The 21,008-nt window shown below is 35.5% G+C and carries 11 protein-coding genes; 4 read left to right on the plus strand and 7 right to left on the minus strand.

Going from position 1 to position 21,008, the window contains the following annotated elements:
- Positions 1-33: 33 nt before the first annotated feature.
- On the minus strand, positions 34-2,109 hold the full coding sequence (gene ppk1 / locus OZP07_RS11960; protein ID WP_281635252.1) for a polyphosphate kinase 1: 2,076 nt from the start codon (positions 2,107-2,109) through the stop codon (positions 34-36).
- Positions 2,110-2,117: 8 nt separating this feature from the next.
- Positions 2,118-2,603 carry a SixA phosphatase family protein gene (locus tag OZP07_RS11965; RefSeq protein WP_281635253.1) on the minus strand — a complete coding sequence of 162 codons (486 nt, stop codon included), beginning with the start codon at positions 2,601-2,603 and terminating at the stop codon, positions 2,118-2,120.
- Positions 2,604-4,420: 1,817 nt separating this feature from the next.
- Between OZP07_RS11965 and OZP07_RS11970 the strand changes: the two genes are divergently transcribed.
- The 4 genes from OZP07_RS11970 to OZP07_RS11985 all read left to right on the plus strand — a co-directional run bounded on the left by OZP07_RS11970 (position 4,421) and on the right by OZP07_RS11985 (position 17,195).
- Complete coding sequence (locus OZP07_RS11970; protein ID WP_281635254.1) at positions 4,421-13,405, plus strand: DUF7507 domain-containing protein; 8,985 nt, start codon at positions 4,421-4,423, stop codon at positions 13,403-13,405.
- A gap of 139 nt (positions 13,406-13,544) precedes the next feature.
- Positions 13,545-14,456 (plus strand): PorP/SprF family type IX secretion system membrane protein, encoded by a 912-nt coding sequence (locus tag OZP07_RS11975; RefSeq protein ID WP_194640553.1) that lies wholly within the window; start codon positions 13,545-13,547, stop codon positions 14,454-14,456.
- A gap of 18 nt (positions 14,457-14,474) precedes the next feature.
- Positions 14,475-15,203, plus strand: a complete 729-nt coding sequence (locus OZP07_RS11980) for a tetratricopeptide repeat protein (protein WP_281635255.1) — start codon at positions 14,475-14,477, stop codon at positions 15,201-15,203.
- Between the two features lie 42 nt (positions 15,204-15,245).
- A complete protein-coding gene (locus OZP07_RS11985) occupies positions 15,246-17,195 on the plus strand; it encodes an OmpA family protein (protein ID WP_281635256.1) in 1,950 nt (649 codons plus the stop codon).
- Positions 17,196-17,276: 81 nt separating this feature from the next.
- Here OZP07_RS11985 and OZP07_RS11990 read toward each other — a convergent pair whose 3' ends face one another.
- The 5 genes from OZP07_RS11990 to OZP07_RS12010 all read right to left on the minus strand — a co-directional run bounded on the left by OZP07_RS11990 (position 17,277) and on the right by OZP07_RS12010 (position 20,991).
- Complete coding sequence (locus tag OZP07_RS11990; RefSeq protein WP_228520813.1) at positions 17,277-17,795, minus strand: CAP domain-containing protein; 519 nt, start codon at positions 17,793-17,795, stop codon at positions 17,277-17,279.
- Positions 17,796-17,937: 142 nt separating this feature from the next.
- The gene (pdxH, locus tag OZP07_RS11995) at positions 17,938-18,582 is read right to left on the minus strand and encodes a pyridoxamine 5'-phosphate oxidase (RefSeq protein WP_281635257.1); all 645 of its coding nucleotides are present in this window, start codon (positions 18,580-18,582) and stop codon (positions 17,938-17,940) included.
- 126 nt (positions 18,583-18,708) lie between these two features.
- On the minus strand, positions 18,709-19,614 hold the full coding sequence (locus OZP07_RS12000; RefSeq protein ID WP_281635258.1) for a ribonuclease Z: 906 nt from the start codon (positions 19,612-19,614) through the stop codon (positions 18,709-18,711).
- 112 nt (positions 19,615-19,726) lie between these two features.
- Entirely contained in the window at positions 19,727-20,059 is a 333-nt protein-coding gene (locus OZP07_RS12005; RefSeq protein ID WP_194640548.1) for a ribonuclease Z, read from the minus strand.
- Positions 20,060-20,064: 5 nt separating this feature from the next.
- Positions 20,065-20,991 carry an aspartate carbamoyltransferase catalytic subunit gene (locus OZP07_RS12010; protein ID WP_281635259.1) on the minus strand — a complete coding sequence of 309 codons (927 nt, stop codon included), beginning with the start codon at positions 20,989-20,991 and terminating at the stop codon, positions 20,065-20,067.
- Between the last annotated feature and the right edge of the window lie 17 nt (positions 20,992-21,008).

Here is a 21,008-nt window from a genome sequence, read left to right on the forward strand (position 1 = left end):
AGGATGCGATTTAATTCTGTAGGTTTCGTTTTTTTAATCTTCTTTCAGTTCTTCAATCAATTCAGCTTTTCTCTGGTAATATTTGTAGGTTTCCCATTGTGCCCTAAAAATTGGATTATCACCCCTCACTCTATATTTATTATCCAATTTATAAGAATGAAATCTGGCTTTTACATTTCCTTTCCACCCAATATCAAAATTATCAATCAGTTCATTTTTTATGTCCTGATCATAAATAGGGCAGGTTACTTCTACTCTGGCGTCAATATTTCGGGTCATTATATCAGCAGATGAAATATAAACATCCGTAAATCCGGCATTTCCAAAAATATAAACTCTTGAATGCTCTAAATAGTTATCAACTATACTGATAGCTTCAATATTTTCACTCAATCCTTTAATTCCAGGAATTAATGAACAGATACCTCTTACCTCTAACTGGATTTTTACTCCGGCATTGCCTGCTTCATACAATTTATCAATCATAGCTAAGTCGGACAGGCTGTTCATTTTTAATTTCATGTACGTTTTTCTTCCGGCCAAAGCATGAGCAATTTCCCTGTCTATTAATTTGATAAAACGGTTTCTAGTGTACTGCGGTGAAACAATAAGGTGTTTATAACGCTGCACTTTATAATTAGTATCAAAAAAATCAAATATTTTAGATATGTCTTTCAAAATTTGGGGATGACATGTAAAAAGTGTCACATCGGTATAAATCTTGGCAGTAGATTCATTAAAATTTCCAGTCGAAATAAAGCCGTACCTTTTGATTTTATTTTTTTCATGTCTTTCAATAACGCAGACTTTACTGTGAACTTTTAACCCTTTTATTCCAAATATAAGTTCTATGCCTTCGGTCTGCATCTGCTCTGCATAGGAAATATTTGAAGCTTCATCAAAGCGGGCCTGCAATTCGATCTGGACAATTACTTTCTTTCCATTTTTAGCAGCGTTAATTAATGAGCTGATAATCTGGGAATTTTTTGCTAATCGGTATAATGTAATTTTTATAGAACTTACTTTTGGATCTAAAGCTGCCTCGCGCAAAAATTTAATTAAATAAGAGAACGACTGATATGGAGCATTCAATAGATAATCTTTCTCAGCAATTTTGCTTAAAATACTTCCTTCAAGACTTAGTCCAGGTACTGGAAGAGGATCATTTTTTTTATATAACAAATCAAATCTTCCAAGATTAGGAAAATCCATATAATCTCTCCTGTTGTGATATCTTCCACCGGGAATAATACTATCGGTAGAATCAATATTCATTTTTTCAAGAAAAAATTTAAGGGTATCCCTGCTTATTTCCTGATCGTAAATAAAACGCACCGGCTCTCCTATCCTTCTATCCTTAACACTCGAAGATATTTTTTCAAGCATACTTTTGCTCAAATCACTGTCAATGTCTAACTGTGCATCTCTTGTTATTTTTATCATATGAGCTGAAACGCTTTCATAATTAAAAATATTGAAGATACTGCTCAAATGCATTCTAATGACATCATCAATTAAAATAACATATTGCTTTTCATTACTCGAAGGCAGTACAACAAAACGGTTAACCATTTTAGGAATTTCAATAATGGCGTAACGTACTTCCTGATTTTTTTTCATCACGAGTTTTACAGCCAGATATCCTAATGAATCTTTCAAAATAGGAAATTCTGCTAAATCATTTAAAATAATCGTAACAAGTTCGGGGCTTAACTTTTGTATAAAAAATTCTTTCAAAAAAGCTTCTTGCTCACTATTTATATCATTTTCATGGATAATAAATATATTTTCAGTTTCCAGCCGTTCTTCGATATTATTAAGTATCCTTAAACTTTCGGACTGCTGCTGTATAACAATTTTGGTTATATCCTTAATTAACTGCTGTGCAGTTACTCCTCCAAAATATTTTTCTCCAGATATGCCGCTCAGACTTAATCGTCTGATAGCAGCAAATCTAACTCTAAAAAATTCATCCAGATTATTTGAAAATATCCCTAAAAATCGCAACCTGTCTAATAATGGAACTGAATCATCTGCAGCTTCTTGAAGTACTCTAGCGTTAAAAGCTAACCAGCTTTTTTCTCTATCAATATATCTTTGTTCAAACACTTTTTTATTTATTTTAAATCTCGGGGAAATACTGTTTTTTTTGTCTTGCCTTTATTAATAGAATCCCAGCTTTCACTATTGAATTCTATGTGAACAAATCCGGCTGTAGGTACATTATCAATGTATACATCACCAAATTTATTAACAAAATTCGTAATAGCCTCGTTATGCCCAAATATTATTATGTTATCATTTCCATTGCTTTCAAGTTTAATGATCTTTTCTAATTTTCTTTCATCGAAAGTATATAAGTCATCTTTGTAAATAATGCTTTCCAATGGATAATTTATATTTTGAGCAAAAATCATTGCTGTTTCTACTGCCCTCTCAGCAGTACTGCTCCATATAGTATATGTTTTTGGCAAAAATTTGCTAACATGTGACGAAACCAAATGCGCACTTTTCATTCCCTGCGAAGTCAGAGGTCTGTCTTTATCATGTAAAGGTGCCTCCCAACTGGATTTTGCATGCCGAATTAAAATTAGATTTTTCATACGTTAAAATATTATTTCTTAAACACTAATGACAAGAGCAATACCCAAAATCCGTCGCATAAAATGAATTTTAGAAAATAAATTATTTATACTAAAATAAAGGATTTGCAGTTAAATCAGTTTACAAAATCATTAAGGACTTACAATTTACAAAAAAGTTTAGAATATTAAACTTAAATTTTCATTTGAAATTACAAACTTTTTAAGAGTCATCTGTTGATTTAACCACAAGAAAGTTCTTAAACGCTTAAGACTAAAATCACTAAATAAGAATTTGTCCATCTAAAATTTGCTAAAAAAAACAATAAACTAATTCACTAAATATATTAAAATCTTTTAAACTTGAAATTTTTCATACAATCTTGTCTTTTATTAAAACCATTAGTTAATCAGAGTTTTTATTTATTGAATTTTATTTCAAATTATACGCAAATAATTTAAGCACTATATAAATTAAAAAAAATCTTATTGATTTTATCAATAGTGTGTTAAATTAAATATTTTGGCTTTGTAGGATTTTACCAGAGAGATTACTTTTGAATTATTCGTGTTTTTCATACACTTTTTTATATTATTCAAAAATAATTAACAATTTACTTACGATATTCTAAAAATATAATCAGTTTTTCAAATATAATTTCTTACAGACATAACTATTCAACGATTATTTCAGCCTTTCAAAGAAAAAGATATTGTAATGAAAACATTCTTATTAAATTTGGTAAACAATTTGATGATATAGTATTATTTTTTTTCCTAAAAAAAAATCAATATCACAAAAAAGGACTTGGATTTTATGTTGATTATTAATAATTAGCAAATAGCAAATTTGGGTTAAACTCCCAAATCACAGCCAAAATAGAATCAAAAAAGCTCACTTCAGCTTTATTGATTTCATTTGAGATAAAATTTTGATTTAGTTTCCAAATCTGAATCAAAAAAGGATAAAAAAGTATATCTGTTTTTTACTTGTTTTAGGCACCACTGGAATTTTGATTTAGTTCCCAGATATAAATCAAAATAGAATTTTAAAAAGTATATCTGTTTTTACTTGTTTCATGCACATTGGAGTTTTGATTTAGTTCCAAAATCTGAATCAAAGCTGAATTTAAAAAGTATATCTGTTTTTACTTATTTCAAGCACATTGGAATTTTGATTTAGTCCTAAAAATACGAATCAAAATTGGATCAAGAAACCTATAACTATTCATTTGCATCGGATTAACCGTCTAATAATATTTTTTACATAATAATATTTTACTTGATTTCTTCTTCAGATTAAATCAAAACTCAAAAGATAAAATACCACAATCACTATCTGTTAAGCACTGCTTTCTGATAATTGATACAGATTATAAAACTCAATTTCCAATTACTAATTTACCCAAAAATCAAAAACATGATACTCAAAACTACTCTAAATCAATTACAAGATTTTTTTTCGAATAGTATTCAGAAAACAATCCAAGTCCCATCGCTTTTTTTTGAAAAAAAAGTCTACCCGCTCCTATTAGAAATTTCATATACAATTCTATCTGTCTTTAATATTGAGAATCCTTCTGGAAAAATTGTTTTTATTCTGCTCCAGACAGATCAAAATAGAAAAATAAAAGGCGCTCCTCCAGAAGAAACATACTGCACATTGTACATCTCAATGTATTGATTCTGTACAAATAAATTCATTCTTTTTGCTAACTGATTGTAATGCTTTAAAGTAATTACTCATTTGGTGTGGGGTGCTATTTGATTCCCTATAGAATAATTACTTAGATTTTTTCTCATATCTATTTAGGTTATTAACCTTAAAATAATCCAAAATGAAAACATTTTTTACTTTTTCGATAAAATCACTACTATCTATTTCATTCTGTTTATTAGTAACTGTCAGCAGCACGTATGGACAAAATATTGCTGATGGTAATTACTGTCCTGCCCCTGGAGCTTCAGGAGATGAATATGGTACAGGTGTAGTTTTTAATCAGGTATTAAGCGCCAGTCCTTCATCTACCTGTCAAATTGGGACGATTCATGCTAAAGTAGATACCGGTAATCAGGTATTACGACTTGGTATGAATATTGGTAATGGAGGTGCAGCTCTTTTCAGACTATATTTAGATACAGACAGCAACGCTTCAACAGGATTAACCACGGATTCTTTTGGAGGCTCATTGACTGTAGCCGGTGCCGATTATATTCTTGAAATTAATTCAAATGCTTCTACTTTTAATTTATATTCAGGAGCAGGAAATGTTTTAACACCGCTTCCTGTCAATAATGGACTTGCTGCTTATAGCGGCAATATCTGCAGTCCTGGTTCTGGTACTTTTTTAGAATTTAATATTCCATTTGGAGCTTTTAATTATAATATTTGTGATATAAATACCCCTGGTGTAATTACTATCTCCAAATTATCATCAGTTAGCGGTAACTCAGCCAGTTCAAGCAGATGTATCAATACAGCTTTGACATTTGGAATTCCTTTAAAAGGTTCTGTTAGTCCTAATGCTACAGTATGCTCTGGAACAAACAGCACCGTTTTAACAGTCAGCGGTCTTGCAAGCGGTTCTTCAATTGTCCAATGGCAGTCTTCAGTAAGCCCGTTTACAGTTTGGTCACCAATAGCCAATACTACAACAACTTTGACAGCCACAAATTTAACTGCCACCACTAAATACAGAGCTGTTTTTTCAAATTCCGGTTTATGCAGCGGCAGTAATATTGTAACAAGTGAGGCCACAGTAACAGTCTCACAAGCTGCGACTGTAACTTTTACACAAACTGATGTTTTGTGTAATAATGCTTCTACCGGCGCAATAAACATTACTCCTGCAGGCGGTGGCGGCGCTCCATACACATATGCCTGGACAGGAACAGGAGTTAATGCAACAGCAGAAGATCAGACAGGTTTAAAAGCTGGAGTATATAAAGTAATTGTAAAAGGCGCAAATAATTGTCCTTCTCAAGAACTGACAGTAACTCTTATTCAGCCAGCAACTGCGCTTGCAGCATCTATTACCGCACAGACCAATGTGCTTTGTTTTGGAAATAACACTGGAAGTGTAACTATTGAAGGTGCCAACGGAACTGGGCCATATACTTATGCTAAAGACGGAACAACTTTTGTAGCAAGCGGTGTATTCAGTGGTCTTTCAGCAGGTCCTTATACTATTACTGTAAAAGATGCTAACGGATGTACTACAACTCAGGCCGTAACTATTACTCAGCCAGCAGCGGCACTTACTGCTTCCATTACTGCACAGACCAATGTGCTTTGCTTCGGCAACAGCACTGCGAGCGTAACAGTAGCAGGAGCCAACGGAACTGGACCTTATACTTATGCTAAAGACGGAACAACTTTTGTTTCAAGTGGTGTATTCAGCGGTCTTACTGCCGGTTCTTATACTATTACAGTAAAAGATGCCAACGGTTGCACTACAACTCAGGCCGTGACTATTACACAGCCAACAGCCACACTTACAGCATCCATCACTGCACAGACCAATGTGCTTTGCTTCGGAAATAGTACTGCAAGTGTAACTGTAGCAGGAGCCAATGGAACTTCTCCTTATACTTATGCTAAAGACGGAATTACATTTAGCGGAAATGGTACTTTCAGCAGTCTTACTGCAGGTTCTTATACTATCACTGTAAAAGATGCCAGCGGATGTACCACAACTCAGGCCGTAACAATTACTCAGCCGGCAGCTGGGCTTACAGCATCCATCACTGCACAGACTAATGTGCTTTGTTTCGGCAACAGTACTGCAAGTGTAACAGTAGCAGGAGCCAATGGAACTTCGCCTTATACTTATGCTAAAGATGGAACAACATTTGTTTCCAGCGGTGTATTCAGCGGTCTTACTGCAGGTCCTTATACTATTACCGTAAAAGATGCCAACGGATGTACCACAACTCAGCCAGTGACTATCACACAGCCAGATGCGGCGCTTACTGCATCGATCACTGCACAGACTAATGTTCTTTGTTTCGGCAACAGCACTGCGAGCGTAACAGTAGCAGGAGCCAATGGAACTTCTCCTTATACTTATGCTAAAGATGGAATAACCTTTAGCGGAAGCGGTACTTTCAACGGTCTTTCAGCCGGTCCTTATACTATTACTGTAAAAGATGCTAACGGATGTACTACAACTCAAGCCGTAACTATTACACAGCCTGTAGCTGCACTTACCGCATCCATTACCTCACAAACCGATGTGCTTTGCTTCGGAAACAGTACTGCGAGCGTAACAGTAGCAGGAGCCAATGGAACTTCGCCTTATACTTATGCTAAAGATGGAACAACATTTGTTTCCAGCGGTACTTTCAGCGGTCTTACTTCAGGTCCTTATACTATTACTGTAAAAGATGCTAACGGATGTATTACAACACAAGCCGTGGCTATTACTCAGCCTACAGCTGGGCTTACTGCATCAATCACTGCACAGACCAATGTTCTTTGTTTCGGAAACAGTACTGCAAGCGTGACTGTAGCTGGAGCCAATGGAACTTCTCCTTATACTTATGCTAAAGACGGAATAACCTTTAGCGGAAGCGGTACTTTCAACGGTCTTTCAGCCGGTTCTTATACTATCACAGTAAAAGATGCCAATGGCTGTACCACAACTCAGGCAGTGACTATCACACAGCCAGATGCGGCACTTACAGCATCCATCACTGCACAGACTAATGTGCTTTGCTTTGGAAACAGTACTGCAAGTGTAACTGTGGCAGGAGCCAATGGAACTTCACCTTATACCTATTCCAAAGATGGAATAACCTTTAGCGGAAGCGGTATTTTCAGTAGTCTTACAGCCGGCCCTTATACTATTACTGTAAAAGATGCTAATGGATGTACTACAACTCAGGCAGTGACTATCACACAGCCAGCTGCAGCGCTTACAGCATCCATCACTGCACAGACTAATGTGCTTTGCTTCGGAAATAGTACTGCCAGTGTAACTGTAGCTGGATCCAATGGAACTTCGCCTTATGCTTATTCCAAAGATGGAACAACCTTTAGCGGAAGCGGTACTTTCAGCGGTCTTACAGCAGGTTCTTATACTATCACTGTAAAAGACGCCAATGGATGTATTACAAATCAATCAGTAACGATTACTCAGCCAGCAGCAGCGCTTACTGCATCTATAACAGCTCAGACTAATGTTCTTTGTTTCGGAAACAGTACTGCAAGTGTAACTGTGACAGGAGCCAATGGAACTTCTCCTTACACCTATTCAAAAAACGGAACAATCTTTGTTTCCGGCGGTACTTTCAATGGTCTTACAGCAGGTCCTTATACTATTACTGTAAAAGATGCCAATGGATGTATCACAACTCAAGCCGTAAGTATCACCCAGCCAGTGGCCGCACTTACAGCATCCATTACTGCACAGACCAATGTTCTTTGCTTCGGCAACAGTACTGCAAGTGTAACAATAGCTGGTGCTAACGGAACTTCACCTTATACCTATTCCAAAGACGGAACAACCTTTAGCGGAAGCGGTACTTTCAGCGGTCTTGCTGCAGGCCCCTATACTATTACTGTAAAAGATGCTAACGGATGTATTACAACACAAGCCGTGGCTATTACTCAGCCTGCAGCTGGGCTTACTGCATCAATCACTGCACAGACCAACGTGCTTTGTTTCGGAAACAGTAGTGCAAGTGTAACTGTGGCAGGAGCCAATGGAACTTCTCCTTATACCTATTCCAAAGACGGAACAACCTTTAGCGGAAGCGGTATTTTCAGCGGTCTTACAGCAGGCCCTTACACTATCACAGTAAAAGATGCTAATGGCTGTACTACAACTCAAGCTGTGACTATCACTCAGCCAGTGGCCGCACTTACAGCATCCATTACTGCACAGACTAATGTGTTTTGTTTTGGAGACAGTACTGCCAGTGTAACTGTGGCCGGAGCCAACGGAACTTCGCCTTATACTTATGCTAAAGACGGAACAACATTTGTTTCCAGCGGTACTTTCGGAGGACTTACAGTTGGCTCTTATACTATTACTGTAAAAGACGCCAACGGATGTACTACAAATCAGGCGGTAACGATTACTCAGCCAGCAGCTAGTTTAAGCGCTTCCGCAGTAATTATAAATAACAATAACTGCGTAGGATGCAGTAATGGTTCTATCACTCAGACTGTTATAGGAGGCACTTCTCCTTACACTTATACTTGGTCAAATCTTGCTGCAACAAAAGATTTAAGTAATTTACCAAAAGGCACTTATTTTGTGGAAATAAAAGATGCTAAAGGATGTATAATAAACAAACAATACACTATTACTGAATCTGGAATTGCCCTTGTTAAAAAAGGTCTTTTCATTGATACCAATGGAGATGGCTTTGCACAGGCTGGCGAAAAAGTGAATTACACATTTACAGTAACCAATACAGGAAATGTGGATGTAACAAATGTAATTATCAGTGACCCTTTACTTGGTGCAATAAATATTACCGGAAATCCAATAGCTTTAATTGCTGCAGGAGCTGCAAACAATACTGTAACCGGTACTTATACATTGACACAGAATGACATTAATGCTGGAAAAGTAATAAACTCTGCCACAGCTTTAGGAAAAGATACTGAAAATAAAAATGTAACAGATGTATCTGGAACTGCTATTGATAATGACATTCCTACTGAAACACTATTAATTCAATTCCCTGAAATTACAATTACCAAAGATGGTACTTATGTAGATAGTAATCATGATGGAATTACAAATGTTGGAGACGTAGTTACTTATAATTTTGTAGTTAAAAATACTGGAAACGTGACATTGACTAATGTTACTGTTACTGATAACAATGCAGTGATTACCGGCGGACCAATAGCAGTATTGGCAGTTGGAGCTACTGATTCAGCTGCATTCTCCGGTTCACACACCATAACACAGGGAGATATTGACACTGGTTATGTTTACAACTTGGCAACTGTAACCGCCAAAGATCCAAACAATAATCCTGTAACAGATACTTCTTCTGACCCTACTCCATGTACTTCTTGTCCAATTAAAACAGATTGTCCTGATTGTACTATTACACAGCTGACTCAGTCTCCTAAAATCGCTTTAGTTAAAACCAATGATATAACTGTTGGAGAAAATGGATGTGCTGTTCTAGCAGTTGGCAGTGTAGTAACTTATACTTTTACAGTGACTAATCCTGGAAATGTAAGTTTACACAATGTAGTTGTTGCTGACCCGCATATCGGATTATCTGCCATTGCAATTCAAAGCGGCGATACCAACAATAATAACATTTTAGAGGTTAACGAAATATGGAACTATAAAGCTACATATAGTGTAACTCAAGCTGATATTGATACTGGAACTATTACCAATCAAGCTACTGTTAATGGTCTTACGCCTAATAACACTACAGTAACTGATCTATCTGGTAACTTGTCAACTAATAATGCTCCTAATGTAATTCCAATTTGTACCAATCCTAAAGTTGCTTTAGTTAAAACCAATGATATTACAGCTGGAGAAAATGGATGTGCAGCTTTGGTAGTCGGCAGTGTTGTGACTTATACTTTTACTGTGACTAATCCTGGAAATGTAAGTCTGCACAATGTAGCTGTTGCTGATCCACACACCGGATTATCTGCCATTGCAATGCAAAGCGGCGATACTAACAATAACAGCATTTTAGAGGTTAACGAAACATGGATTTATAAAGCAACCTATAGTGTAACCCAAGCTGATATTGACAGCGGATCTATTATTAATCAAGCTTCAGTTAATGGTATTTCACCTAATAACACTACAGTAACTGACTTATCTGGTAACTTATCCAGTAATAATGCTCCTAATGTAATTACTATCTGTACCAACCCTAGTATCGCTTTAGTTAAAACCAATGATATTACAGTTGGAGAAAATGGATGCGCGACTCTTGCAGTTGGCAGTGTAGTGACTTACACCTTTACCGTGACTAATCCAGGTAATGTAAGTCTGCACAATATAGCTGTCGTTGACCCTCATGCCGGATTATCTGCCATTGCAATGCAAAGCGGTGATATCAACAATAACAGTATTTTAGAGGTTAATGAAACCTGGATCTATAAAGCAACCTATAGTGTAACCCAAGCTGATATTGACAATGGAACTATTACCAATCTGGCCACAGTTAATGGTACTGCGCCAAATGATGTAATAGTAACTGATCAATCTGGTAATTTACCCACTAACAATACTCCTAACGTAATTACTATCTGCACTAATTCTGGCATTGCTTTAGTTAAAACCAATGATATTGCAGCTGGTGAAAATGGTTGTGCTTCTCTAGCAGTTGGCAGTATAGTGACTTACACCTTTACCGTTACTAATACTGGGAATGTAAGTTTACACAATGTAGCTGTCATTGATATGCATGCCGGATTATCTGCAATTGCACTACAAAGCGGTGATGCTAACAGTAACAGTATTTTAGAGGTTAACGAAACTTGGATCTATAAAGCAACTTATAGTGTAACCCAAGCTGATATTGATACTGGAACTATTACCAATCAGGCCACAGTTAATGGTACCGCACCAAATAATGCAGCAGTAACCGACCAATCTGGCAACTTATCGACCAATAACAATCCTAATGTAATTACTTTTTGTATTAATCCAGGATTAACTGTTGTAAAAACTGCGGCAACCACTAGTTTCAGCGCTGTTGGAAATGTAATAAACTATACGATAAATATAAAAAATACTGGTAATGTAACTTTACATCAGATAGCTGTTAAAGATCCATTAACAGGATTGGATACAATTATTGAAGCTTTAGCACCGGGTGCAAGCTCTGAATATTCACAAAACTACACAGTAACACAAGAGGATTTAAATAAAGGCTCCGTTACTAATGTTGCCACAGCTGATGGACTGACTCCAAATAACACTCCTGTCAGTGCTACAGACGATGCAGTTGTCATCGAAAATACGAATCCAATTAATGCTGTTGATGATAATGCTGGAACTGTTGTAGGTGTTAATCAAATTACAGCAAATGTGATTAACGTTTTCACAAATGACACTTTGAATGCACTAGCTGTAAATCCTACTGATGTAGTTTTAACAAGTGTAACATCAAATCCATACTTACAGATGAATCCTGACGGTTCAATAGATGTATTAGCGAATGCACCTGTCGGTATACAAACAATGACTTATCAAATTTGTGAAAAATTAAACAGCACCAATTGTGATACTGCCACTGTAACTGTTACTATAGAGGCTCCAATTATGAAAATATCCGGTGAAGCAATCTGTATCAATGATGTTCCTTACTTCAGTTATACAGCAACCGCAGATAATTTCACACCAGTAAATGGATTGACATTAACTTGGGCTGACAGCAATAATAATGTAATTGCAACAATGACTAATCTGCCATTAAACGGTAAAGTATTATGGCCTGGAGCTACAGTAGATCAAAATGGAAACGGCACCGACTGGCCTGGGTGGGTTTTTGCAGATGGAAAATGGAGTGAAACTGCTGATGGCTTTGAAGGTCTTAGACCAACTGCCAACATAACATTTACATTAAATCCAAGCCAGACAATCACAGTAAGTTATCCGCCGGCAGATCCATTCTGTACATCCAGACCAACATTTACAATTAATGCTGCTGATGACGCTGCTGCTACACTTGAAGGATTAACTGGTGTTAAAAACATTGTAACTGTATTTAAAAACGATACGTTAAACACTCTAGCCTTAAATCCAGCAGATGTTACCTTATCAGTTTTGGTTCCTGATCCAAAAGGAGGCATAACCTTAAACACAGACGGTTCTGTGGATATAAAAGCAAATACTCCTACCGGAATTTATACTTTAACCTATCAAATATGTGAAAAAGCAGATAATGGTAATTGTGATACTGCAATTGTTACTATTAACGTTACCAACATCCCGCTTGTAATAAAAGCAAATCCAGATACTTATAGTGTAACTCAATGTTCTATTGCCAATGAAGTGCGAAACGCGCTGACCAATGATTTACTCAATGGTGCTCCTGCAAATATTAGTGATTTAAAATTTAAACTACTAACCAGTTTGGCTCAATTCATTGATATAGATACAAATGGCGCAATTTCCTTCAAAGACGGTGTAGCTGCTGGGCAATATACATTCGACTATCAGATTTGTGAAGCAGCAAATCCAACAAACTGCTCTACATCAACTATTACAATCAATATTGCAGGAATTGAACCTGTTACAATTAACGGTCCAGCATTTTGTAATGCCGACACAACCCCTATTGATTTGAACAGCTTGTTGCCTGAAGGCACAGCAGTTAACGGAAGCTGGGTTGACACCGATAATACAGGAGGACTAACCAGCAATTTTCTAAACGCAATCGGAATACCTATTGGTCAATACAAATATGAATACAAAATTGGCGGCAACTGTCCAAGAAGCATATTCCTTACTATGGGCATCAATGATGACTGTAAAGTACTCCCATGTAAAAATATCATTATTCATAATGCGCTTTCAGCTAATGAAGACGGCAAAAACGATTACTTCCAGATCGAAAACCTAGAAGATAACGCCTGCTACAAAAACGTCAAAGTAGAAATCTACAACCGCTGGGGAATTTTGGTTTTTGAAAGAGAAAATTATGATAATGCCGGCAATGCTTTTAGAGGCAGATCAGAAGGAAGAACAACTGTCAATAAAAATGAAGGCTTACCTACCGGAACCTACTTTTACATCATCAGCTACGATACCGTTGACGGTGTAGGCCAAACTCAAAATATCAAAAAAGACGGCTATTTGTATTTAGTAAAATAAGCAGCAAAAAACACTCTGAGTCCTTACAAGGCTCAGAGTACAGCTTCTTATTTATTAAAAAAACAACATGAAATAAGATATATCCTCAAAACTCAGCTATCATAAAAAATAGCCATTGTAAACCAACAAAAAACGAATTATGAAAACAAAACTATTCTCAATCGTTATGGTGTTTACAGCCATTGCAGGTTTTGCGCAGCAAGATGCTCAATACACTCAATATATGTATAACACAATAAATGTAAATCCAGCATATGCAGGCTCTAGAGGAGCATTAAGCTTTTTTGCGCTGCATCGTACACAATGGGTTGGTCTTGATGGTGCACCGGTTACAAATACAATATCTGTAAATACTCCTTTCAATAATACTAAACTAGGAGCAGGATTTTCAATTGTAAATGATGAAATAGGCCCTTCAACTTCCAATTCAATTTCAGCAGACATTTCATATACTATTCCTTTGTCTGAATCGTTTAATCTTTCATTTGGAATTAAAGCAACCGCAAATCTTTTCAGCATAGATATAAATAAACTGAATCCCGGCGATCAGACAGATCCTTCTTTTCAAAACTTTAAAAATGATTTTTCACCTAACATTGGTGCTGGTATTTATCTTCATTCAGACAAAGCTTACATTGGATTTTCGATGCCAAGTCTACTTGAAACAAATGCTTATAATGATAATGAAGTAGCTGTTTATAAAGAAAAAATAAATTACTACTTAATCGGAGGATATGTTTTTGATCTGTCTCCTACAGCTAAATTCAAACCTGCTTTTATGACCAAACTGGTTGAAGGCTCTCCCCTGCAGGTCGATGTTTCTGCCAATTTTATGTTCATTGATAAATTAACACTAGGAATGTCCTACAGATGGAGTGCTGCGGTGAGCGCAATGGCTGGCTTTCAGATTTCAGATGCTTTCTACATGGGTTATTCCTATGATTTTGAGACTACCGCACTGGATAATTATAACTCTGGATCTCATGAGATATACCTGCGTTATGAAATATTCCAAAAAAACAGCAAAATGGTAACTCCTAGATTCTTCTAAAACAAAAAGTTTAGCAGAATGAAATGGATTAGATATAAAAATATAAAAACAGATATCATGAAAAGTCAGATGCTCCTTTATATGGTGGTTGTAAGTTTATCATCATTTAATTACTGGCCGGTGCAAAGCCAGATAGTATTAAATGAGAAAAAAGCAAAGCTGTCAAAAACAGCCTTTTCAGCAGCAGGCATTAAGGCTAATGCCACTGTAAGAAAGATAAAGTGTTATCACGTGGTAGAAACCGTTTCTTTGAAATTTGGCGGTTATAAAAGTGAATATGATGTAACCAGTCCAGATATGATAAATACGTATGATTTAGGTCCTAACGGCACAAGAGTCATAACTGTTATTTATGAAAATGAAGAACAGATCCAGTATGATGAGCCGGTGCTCAAAGCCGACACGTCAATGAATATGAAAAAATCAGCCTCATTTACAATATCAGATGCTCCAAAAAAGGAAAGTTCCGTTGCTTATATCAATATAATAAAAACCTACGAAAGAGTATCTGATAAAGGATATGAATCTGTAGAAATGCTGAAAAAACTAGGCAATGCATATTTCTTTGATGACGAATTTGTAAAAGCTGAAAAATGCTACAGCAAATTATTCAGCATCACTGATAATTTGGAACCAGACTTTTATTACCGCTATTCTATTGTTTTAAAAGCAACAGGAAACATTCAAAAGTCCGAAGAATTTTTAAAAAAATTCAATCAGTTATCTAGTATTACGTCAAGACAGTAATACTGACAAAATCCAATTTATAGATTTCTAAAAATAACGATTATGAAAAACATTGCAATACTTTACCTGACTATACTCAATCTTTTTGCAGTATCTATATATGCTCAAAAAGGAAAAATAGCGAGTGCAGATAAAAAATACGACAGCTATGCTTATATCGATGCCATAAAAACGTATGAAAGAGTTGCTAAAAAAGGGTATGAATCTCCAGATATGTACCAAAAAATAGGCAATGCTTATTTTTTTAATTCCGAACTGGACAAAGCTGCCGTATGGTACGAAAAATTATTTGCCTTAAAAACAGATGCTGATCCAGAATATTATTACCGATATGCTTTCTGCCTAAAATCTATTGGACAGGAGGATAAGGCAAAAGAAATGATGGCAGTTTACAATCAAAAAACCGGAAACCAAGGCAAAGGGGAATATTACAGCAAGGAAGTAAATTACATGGACAAGATAAAAGCAAATTCCGGCAGATACAAAATGAAAGATGCCGGAATCAATACTAAATATTCTGATTATGGAAGCTCCTTTTACAATGACAGTAAATTAGTCTTTACTTCATCACGGGATACTGGAAGCTTAGGTCAAAGAAAACATACGTGGACTGATCAGTATTTTACAAATTTATATCAGTCAAACTTATCCAATGATTCATTGATACCTCAAAAAGCAGAAAAGTTTTCCAAAGGAGTACGGTCAAAATTTCATGAAGCCAGTGCCGTTTTTACCAAAGACGGCAAAACAATGTATTTTACCCGAAATAATTATTTGGATGGAAAAAAAGGAAAAGATGAAAGCAAAATTACTTTAGTTAAAATATATAAAGCAAGTTTTGAAAAAAATGACTGGACAAATGTAGCAGAAATGCCTTTTGACAGCAATAATTACAGTACGGCTCATCCTTCACTAAGTCCTGATGAAAAAACATTGTATTTTGTTTCGGATATGCCTGGAGGATTTGGTGAATCCGATATTTATAAAGTAAGCATAAACGATGACGGAACTTATGGAAAACCAGTAAATCTGGGAAATGTAATCAATACTCCCGGCAAAGAAACTTTTCCTTTTGTATCGGATGAAAATGAAATTTATTTTGCTTCAGACACACATCCCGGGCTCGGCGGTCTAGATATATTTGTAGCAACAATAAACCCGGATGGCACATACGATGAGGTAATGAATGTCGGTTCCGATGCAAACTCTCCTCAAGATGATTTTGCCTATCTGATAAATACAAAAAGCCGTATTGGATTTTTATCATCAAACAGACCGGGCGGAAAAGGCTATGATGATATTTACCAGTTTTTGGAAACCAAAAGACTTAAAAGAAAATGTAAACCAGAATTAAATGGAACCATTAGTGAATCTGCTAATTCTCAAATGATTCCTAATGCAAAAATCACTCTTTATAATGACCTGCACAAAGCTGTAAGCACAACAGAATCCGATCAGAACGGACAATATTCATTTGATGTGGAAAACACCGGTACTTATAGCGTAAGAGCCGAAAAAGAAGATTTTGCCACTACCGAAAAAACCGTTTCTATAAAAGAAGATGACTGTAAAGCCCATCTGGATCTGGCCTTTGAAAAAGCGTTATGCAAAGTCGCAGTTGGCGATGATTTAGGCAAATGTTTTGGAATCAAATGGATTTACTTTGATTTGGATAAATCAGATATCAGATCTGAAGCCACATTGGATTTAGCTAAAATATTAGATGTAATGGGGCAGTATCCAAACATGATGATAGATATCCGTTCCCATACCGACAGCCGGGCATCTTCTAAATACAATCAAGGACTTTCTGAGAGAAGAGCTAAATCAACCAGAGAATGGTTAATTAAAAACGGAATCAGTCCAAGCAGATTAAGCTCTAGAGGATATGGAGAATCTCAATTAGTTAATCACTGTACTGACGGCGTAAAATGTACAGAAGAAGAACACCAGCAAAACAGACGCAGTGAATTCATAATAACAGCCCTCTAAAATTTCCTAATCCTAAAAACGGAAAAACTACCCCGCAAAGGGTAGTTTTTTTTAAAAAAATTTTTATTATAAATTATTCTACTAGATTTTTACAAATATATTAGTGTAATACTTTTTACCATTAACAGGATTTTCTCTTATCGAAATGCCAAAATGAGTAAAATCACCTTCAATATTTTCTTTATGGCTTTCGCTTTTTAACCAAGCATCAAAAGCACCTTTTGCGCTGTTATAATTATATGCTATATTTTCACTTACTTTTTTAGCTCCTAAAAGTTTCATAATATTATTTGAACGGGCATCAAAATCATCATGATTTACAACATTGTTCGCAATCATATATTCATCATGCTCTTCTGATTTATATGAAACATGATTAATTTTTTCTAAAGCTTTCAAACCTTTGCTTACTCTATAATCATTTATCAAATTCATCGTCTCTAATTCTATAGAAGAGTAATCATAAGTCAAAACAACAGCAGGGGCATCAGAAGCACTTTCCTCAGGAAGCTCTTCAGCAGCACAGGAAACCAAAAAACACAAAACTACAGCAAAAAAAGAAAAACGTAAATACTTCAATTTCATAATATCGGTTAGCATATTTTAAAGTAGATTGGGGAAACTCCTTTAATGTTAAAACTTTATAAATCTCTAAAACAAATAAACTAACAATTCTTTGAATTACAAAATAAAACCGATAAAATGCAGTAAAATAAACAATTACGATATATTTTTCTTATATTTATGGAGCTAAGCGGGAAATTTTCCAAGAATAATCTTCCACCAATTTATATCGAATACGGTCATGCAGACGATTTGGCCTTCCCTGCCAAAATTCAACCTCAAATGGTGTGACTAAAAATCCACCCCAATGTTTAGGACGCAGGATTTCTTTTCCTTCAAAATCTTTTTCTAATTGCTTTAAATTTTCTTCAAGATAGGTTCTGGAAGGAATTACTTCACTTTGATTTGAAACTATAGCTCCCAGCTTACTGCCTTCTGGCCGAGATTCAAAATAACCATCCGAGTTATTTTCGGAAGTTTTTTGAGCGATTCCTTTAATAATTACCTGACGTTCCATACCTTCCCAAAAAAAAGAAAGACATACATTTGGATTATTAGCTATAGCCCTGCCCTTTTCAGAATTATAATTAGTGTAAAAAGTAAATCCTTCTTCGTTGAATTTTTTCAATAAAACGACACGTGATTTAGGAAATCCATCCAATCCAATAGTGGAAACAGTCATTGCATTAACTTCACCGCTTCCTTCAAAATCTTCGACCTCATGAAACCATCTGTTAAAAAGATTTATCGGATCTTCTGGAATTGAAGATTCTAATAATTCGCTTTTCCCGTAAGATTTTCTATAATTACTTAAATCGCTCATTTTTTAGATTATTAGATTATTGGAGTTTTAGATTATTAGACTTTTAAAATATTAGATTTACAAAAAACCGTTCTTTAACACGTTCAGCATCTAACAGTCTTAAAATCTAGAAATCTAACTATCCATTTAAAATTCAAAACTTTTGCCGTCTTCGGCTAATAAAACTTCTTTAAAAATAGTTTCTGCTTCATCTTTAAATAGCTCAATGCTGTCATATCGGGTAGAATAATGTCCTAAAATCAATTGCCCTGCATTGGCTTTCAAAGCAATTCTGGCGGCTTCTTTTGCTGTCGAATGCATTGTTTTGGAAGCCAGACTTTCTTCTGAATCTAAAAATGTAGATTCATGATACAGCACAGAAACATTTTCAATTATTGGAATTATGTCTTCATTGTATTTGGTATCCGAACAAAAAGCATAACTCAAAGCGGGATCTGGATCAAAAGTTAATTTGCTGTTGGCAATAACCCGTCCGTCATCAAGAGTGATGTCTTTTCCATTTTTTATATTCTGGTAATAACAGGTGTCAATTTCAAAATCCTGAACGGCATGAAGATCAAGTTTGCGCTCCCCTATTTTTTCCTGAAATAAAAATCCATTAGTATAAACGCGATGTTTTAACGGAATTGTTTTGATAATTACTTTTTCATCTTCAAAAATAATTTCACTTTCCTTCGATTCCAGTTCATGAAAAAACAACTGATAATTAGTCCATGAATTAGACAATCTTAATTGTAAATCAATGATTTCTTTTACTCCTTTTGGTCCGTAAATATGCAGATCATTTGTTCTTCCCAAAAGTGCAAAAGTTGATATCAAACCAACCAGACCAAAAAAATGATCCCCGTGCAGATGAGAAATAAACACATGATTAATTTTTGAAAACTTTAATTTGTTTTTACGCAGCTGTACCTGAGTTCCTTCACCGCAGTCAATTAAAAAAAGTCTGCTTTTGATTTCCAAAACCTGGGAAGTAGGATTGGTCAAAGTACGCGGTGTAGCGGCATAACAGCCAAGAATAGTGAGTTTCAATTTATGTTTAATTAAATAAAGTTGTTTAAGATGTTTATATTGATTTAAAATTGTTTAACGCAAAATTGATAACGTTCAATCATCAACACTCTTAAACGTTTAAACATTTTTTTCAGAAACCTAAGTCCCTTTCAATTTCATCCATTTGAATTAAATCGTGAGCTTCCAATTGGGTTGGCACAACTGTAATAGAAGCTGGAACTTTGTTGTAATCGATATCGGTAATTACAAAAACCAGAGATTTTTTTCCTTTTTTATGTTTCTTAATCAAATCAGAAAAAATTTTGATTGATTTCACATCCACCGATTTGTCATTCGAAATATCTAAAATGAGATTAGAGTCTTTGAAACTGTTGTATTGGCTGTCCACTTTCTCCAGAAATTCAGCAATATTTCCTTCCGTATCTTTAATTATAATTGTATGTCCTTTTTCGGTAACTTTCATGTTCTCTATTGAATTTTTGATGCTAAAAGATAAATAACTGCCATTCTGATAGCCACACCGTTTTCTACCTGATTCAAAATTACGGATTGCTGGGAATCGGCTACATCACTTGTAATTTCAACCCCGCGGTTTATAGGCCCCGGATGCATGATTACAATTTCTTTACTAAGGGAATCCAATAATGCTTTATCCACCCCATACTGCTGTGCATACTCCCTCGTCGAAGGAAAAAAATTAACATCCATACGTTCATTCTGCACCCTAAGCATGTTTGCTACATCGCACCATTCAAGTGCTTTATGTAAATTTGGCTCAACTGTTACTCCAAGTGATTCGATATACCTTGGAATAAGCGTTTTTGGACCGCAGACTTTGACTTCGGCACCCTGCTTCTGCAGAGCATATATATTGGAAAGTGCTACTCTGGAGTGCAGAATATCGCCAACGATAACCACTTTTTTGCCGGCAACATCACCTAATTTTTCTCTGATAGAATAACTGTCTAACAAGGCTTGTGTAGGGTGTTCGTGTGCACCGTCACCCGCATTTACAATACTTGCTTTTACATTTTTGGATAAAAAATAAGCGGCTCCTGGATTTGAATGCCGCATTACTACCATATCCACTTTCATTGAAAGTATATTATTAACTGTATCAATTAGAGTCTCTCCTTTTTTAACCGATGACTGAGCAGCCGAAAAACTGATAACATCAGCAGATAACCGTTTTTGAGCTAATTCGAAAGATAATTTTGTCCGTGTGCTGTTTTCAAAGAAAATATTAGCAATAGTAATATCCCGCAGCGAAGGCACTTTCTTTATTGGTCTATTGATAACTTCTTTAAAATGGTCGGCAGTCTCAAAAATCAGATTAATATCATTTTCGTTTATGTATTTTATCCCCAATAAATGATTTACACTTAATTCGCTCATTGTTTTTTTATATTTTT

The organism is Flavobacterium marginilacus, from assembly GCF_026870155.1.
Classification (GTDB): domain Bacteria; phylum Bacteroidota; class Bacteroidia; order Flavobacteriales; family Flavobacteriaceae; genus Flavobacterium; species Flavobacterium marginilacus.

Excerpts from the sequence above, each read along its gene's own strand:
- OZP07_RS11965 (WP_281635253.1), bottom strand. The coding sequence starts at position 2,603 with ATGAAAAATCTAATTTTAATTCGGCATGCAAAATCCAGTTGGGAGGCA.
- OZP07_RS11970 (WP_281635254.1), top strand. The coding sequence starts at position 4,421 with ATGAAAACATTTTTTACTTTTTCGATAAAATCACTACTATCTATTTCA.
- OZP07_RS11975 (WP_194640553.1), top strand. The coding sequence starts at position 13,545 with ATGAAAACAAAACTATTCTCAATCGTTATGGTGTTTACAGCCATTGCA.
- OZP07_RS11980 (WP_281635255.1), top strand. The coding sequence starts at position 14,475 with ATGAAATGGATTAGATATAAAAATATAAAAACAGATATCATGAAAAGT.
- OZP07_RS11985 (WP_281635256.1), top strand. The coding sequence starts at position 15,246 with ATGAAAAACATTGCAATACTTTACCTGACTATACTCAATCTTTTTGCA.
- OZP07_RS11990 (WP_228520813.1), bottom strand. The coding sequence starts at position 17,795 with ATGCTAACCGATATTATGAAATTGAAGTATTTACGTTTTTCTTTTTTT.
- pdxH (WP_281635257.1), bottom strand. The coding sequence starts at position 18,582 with ATGAGCGATTTAAGTAATTATAGAAAATCTTACGGGAAAAGCGAATTA.
- OZP07_RS12005 (WP_194640548.1), bottom strand. The coding sequence starts at position 20,059 with ATGAAAGTTACCGAAAAAGGACATACAATTATAATTAAAGATACGGAA.
- OZP07_RS12010 (WP_281635259.1), bottom strand. The coding sequence starts at position 20,991 with ATGAGCGAATTAAGTGTAAATCATTTATTGGGGATAAAATACATAAAC.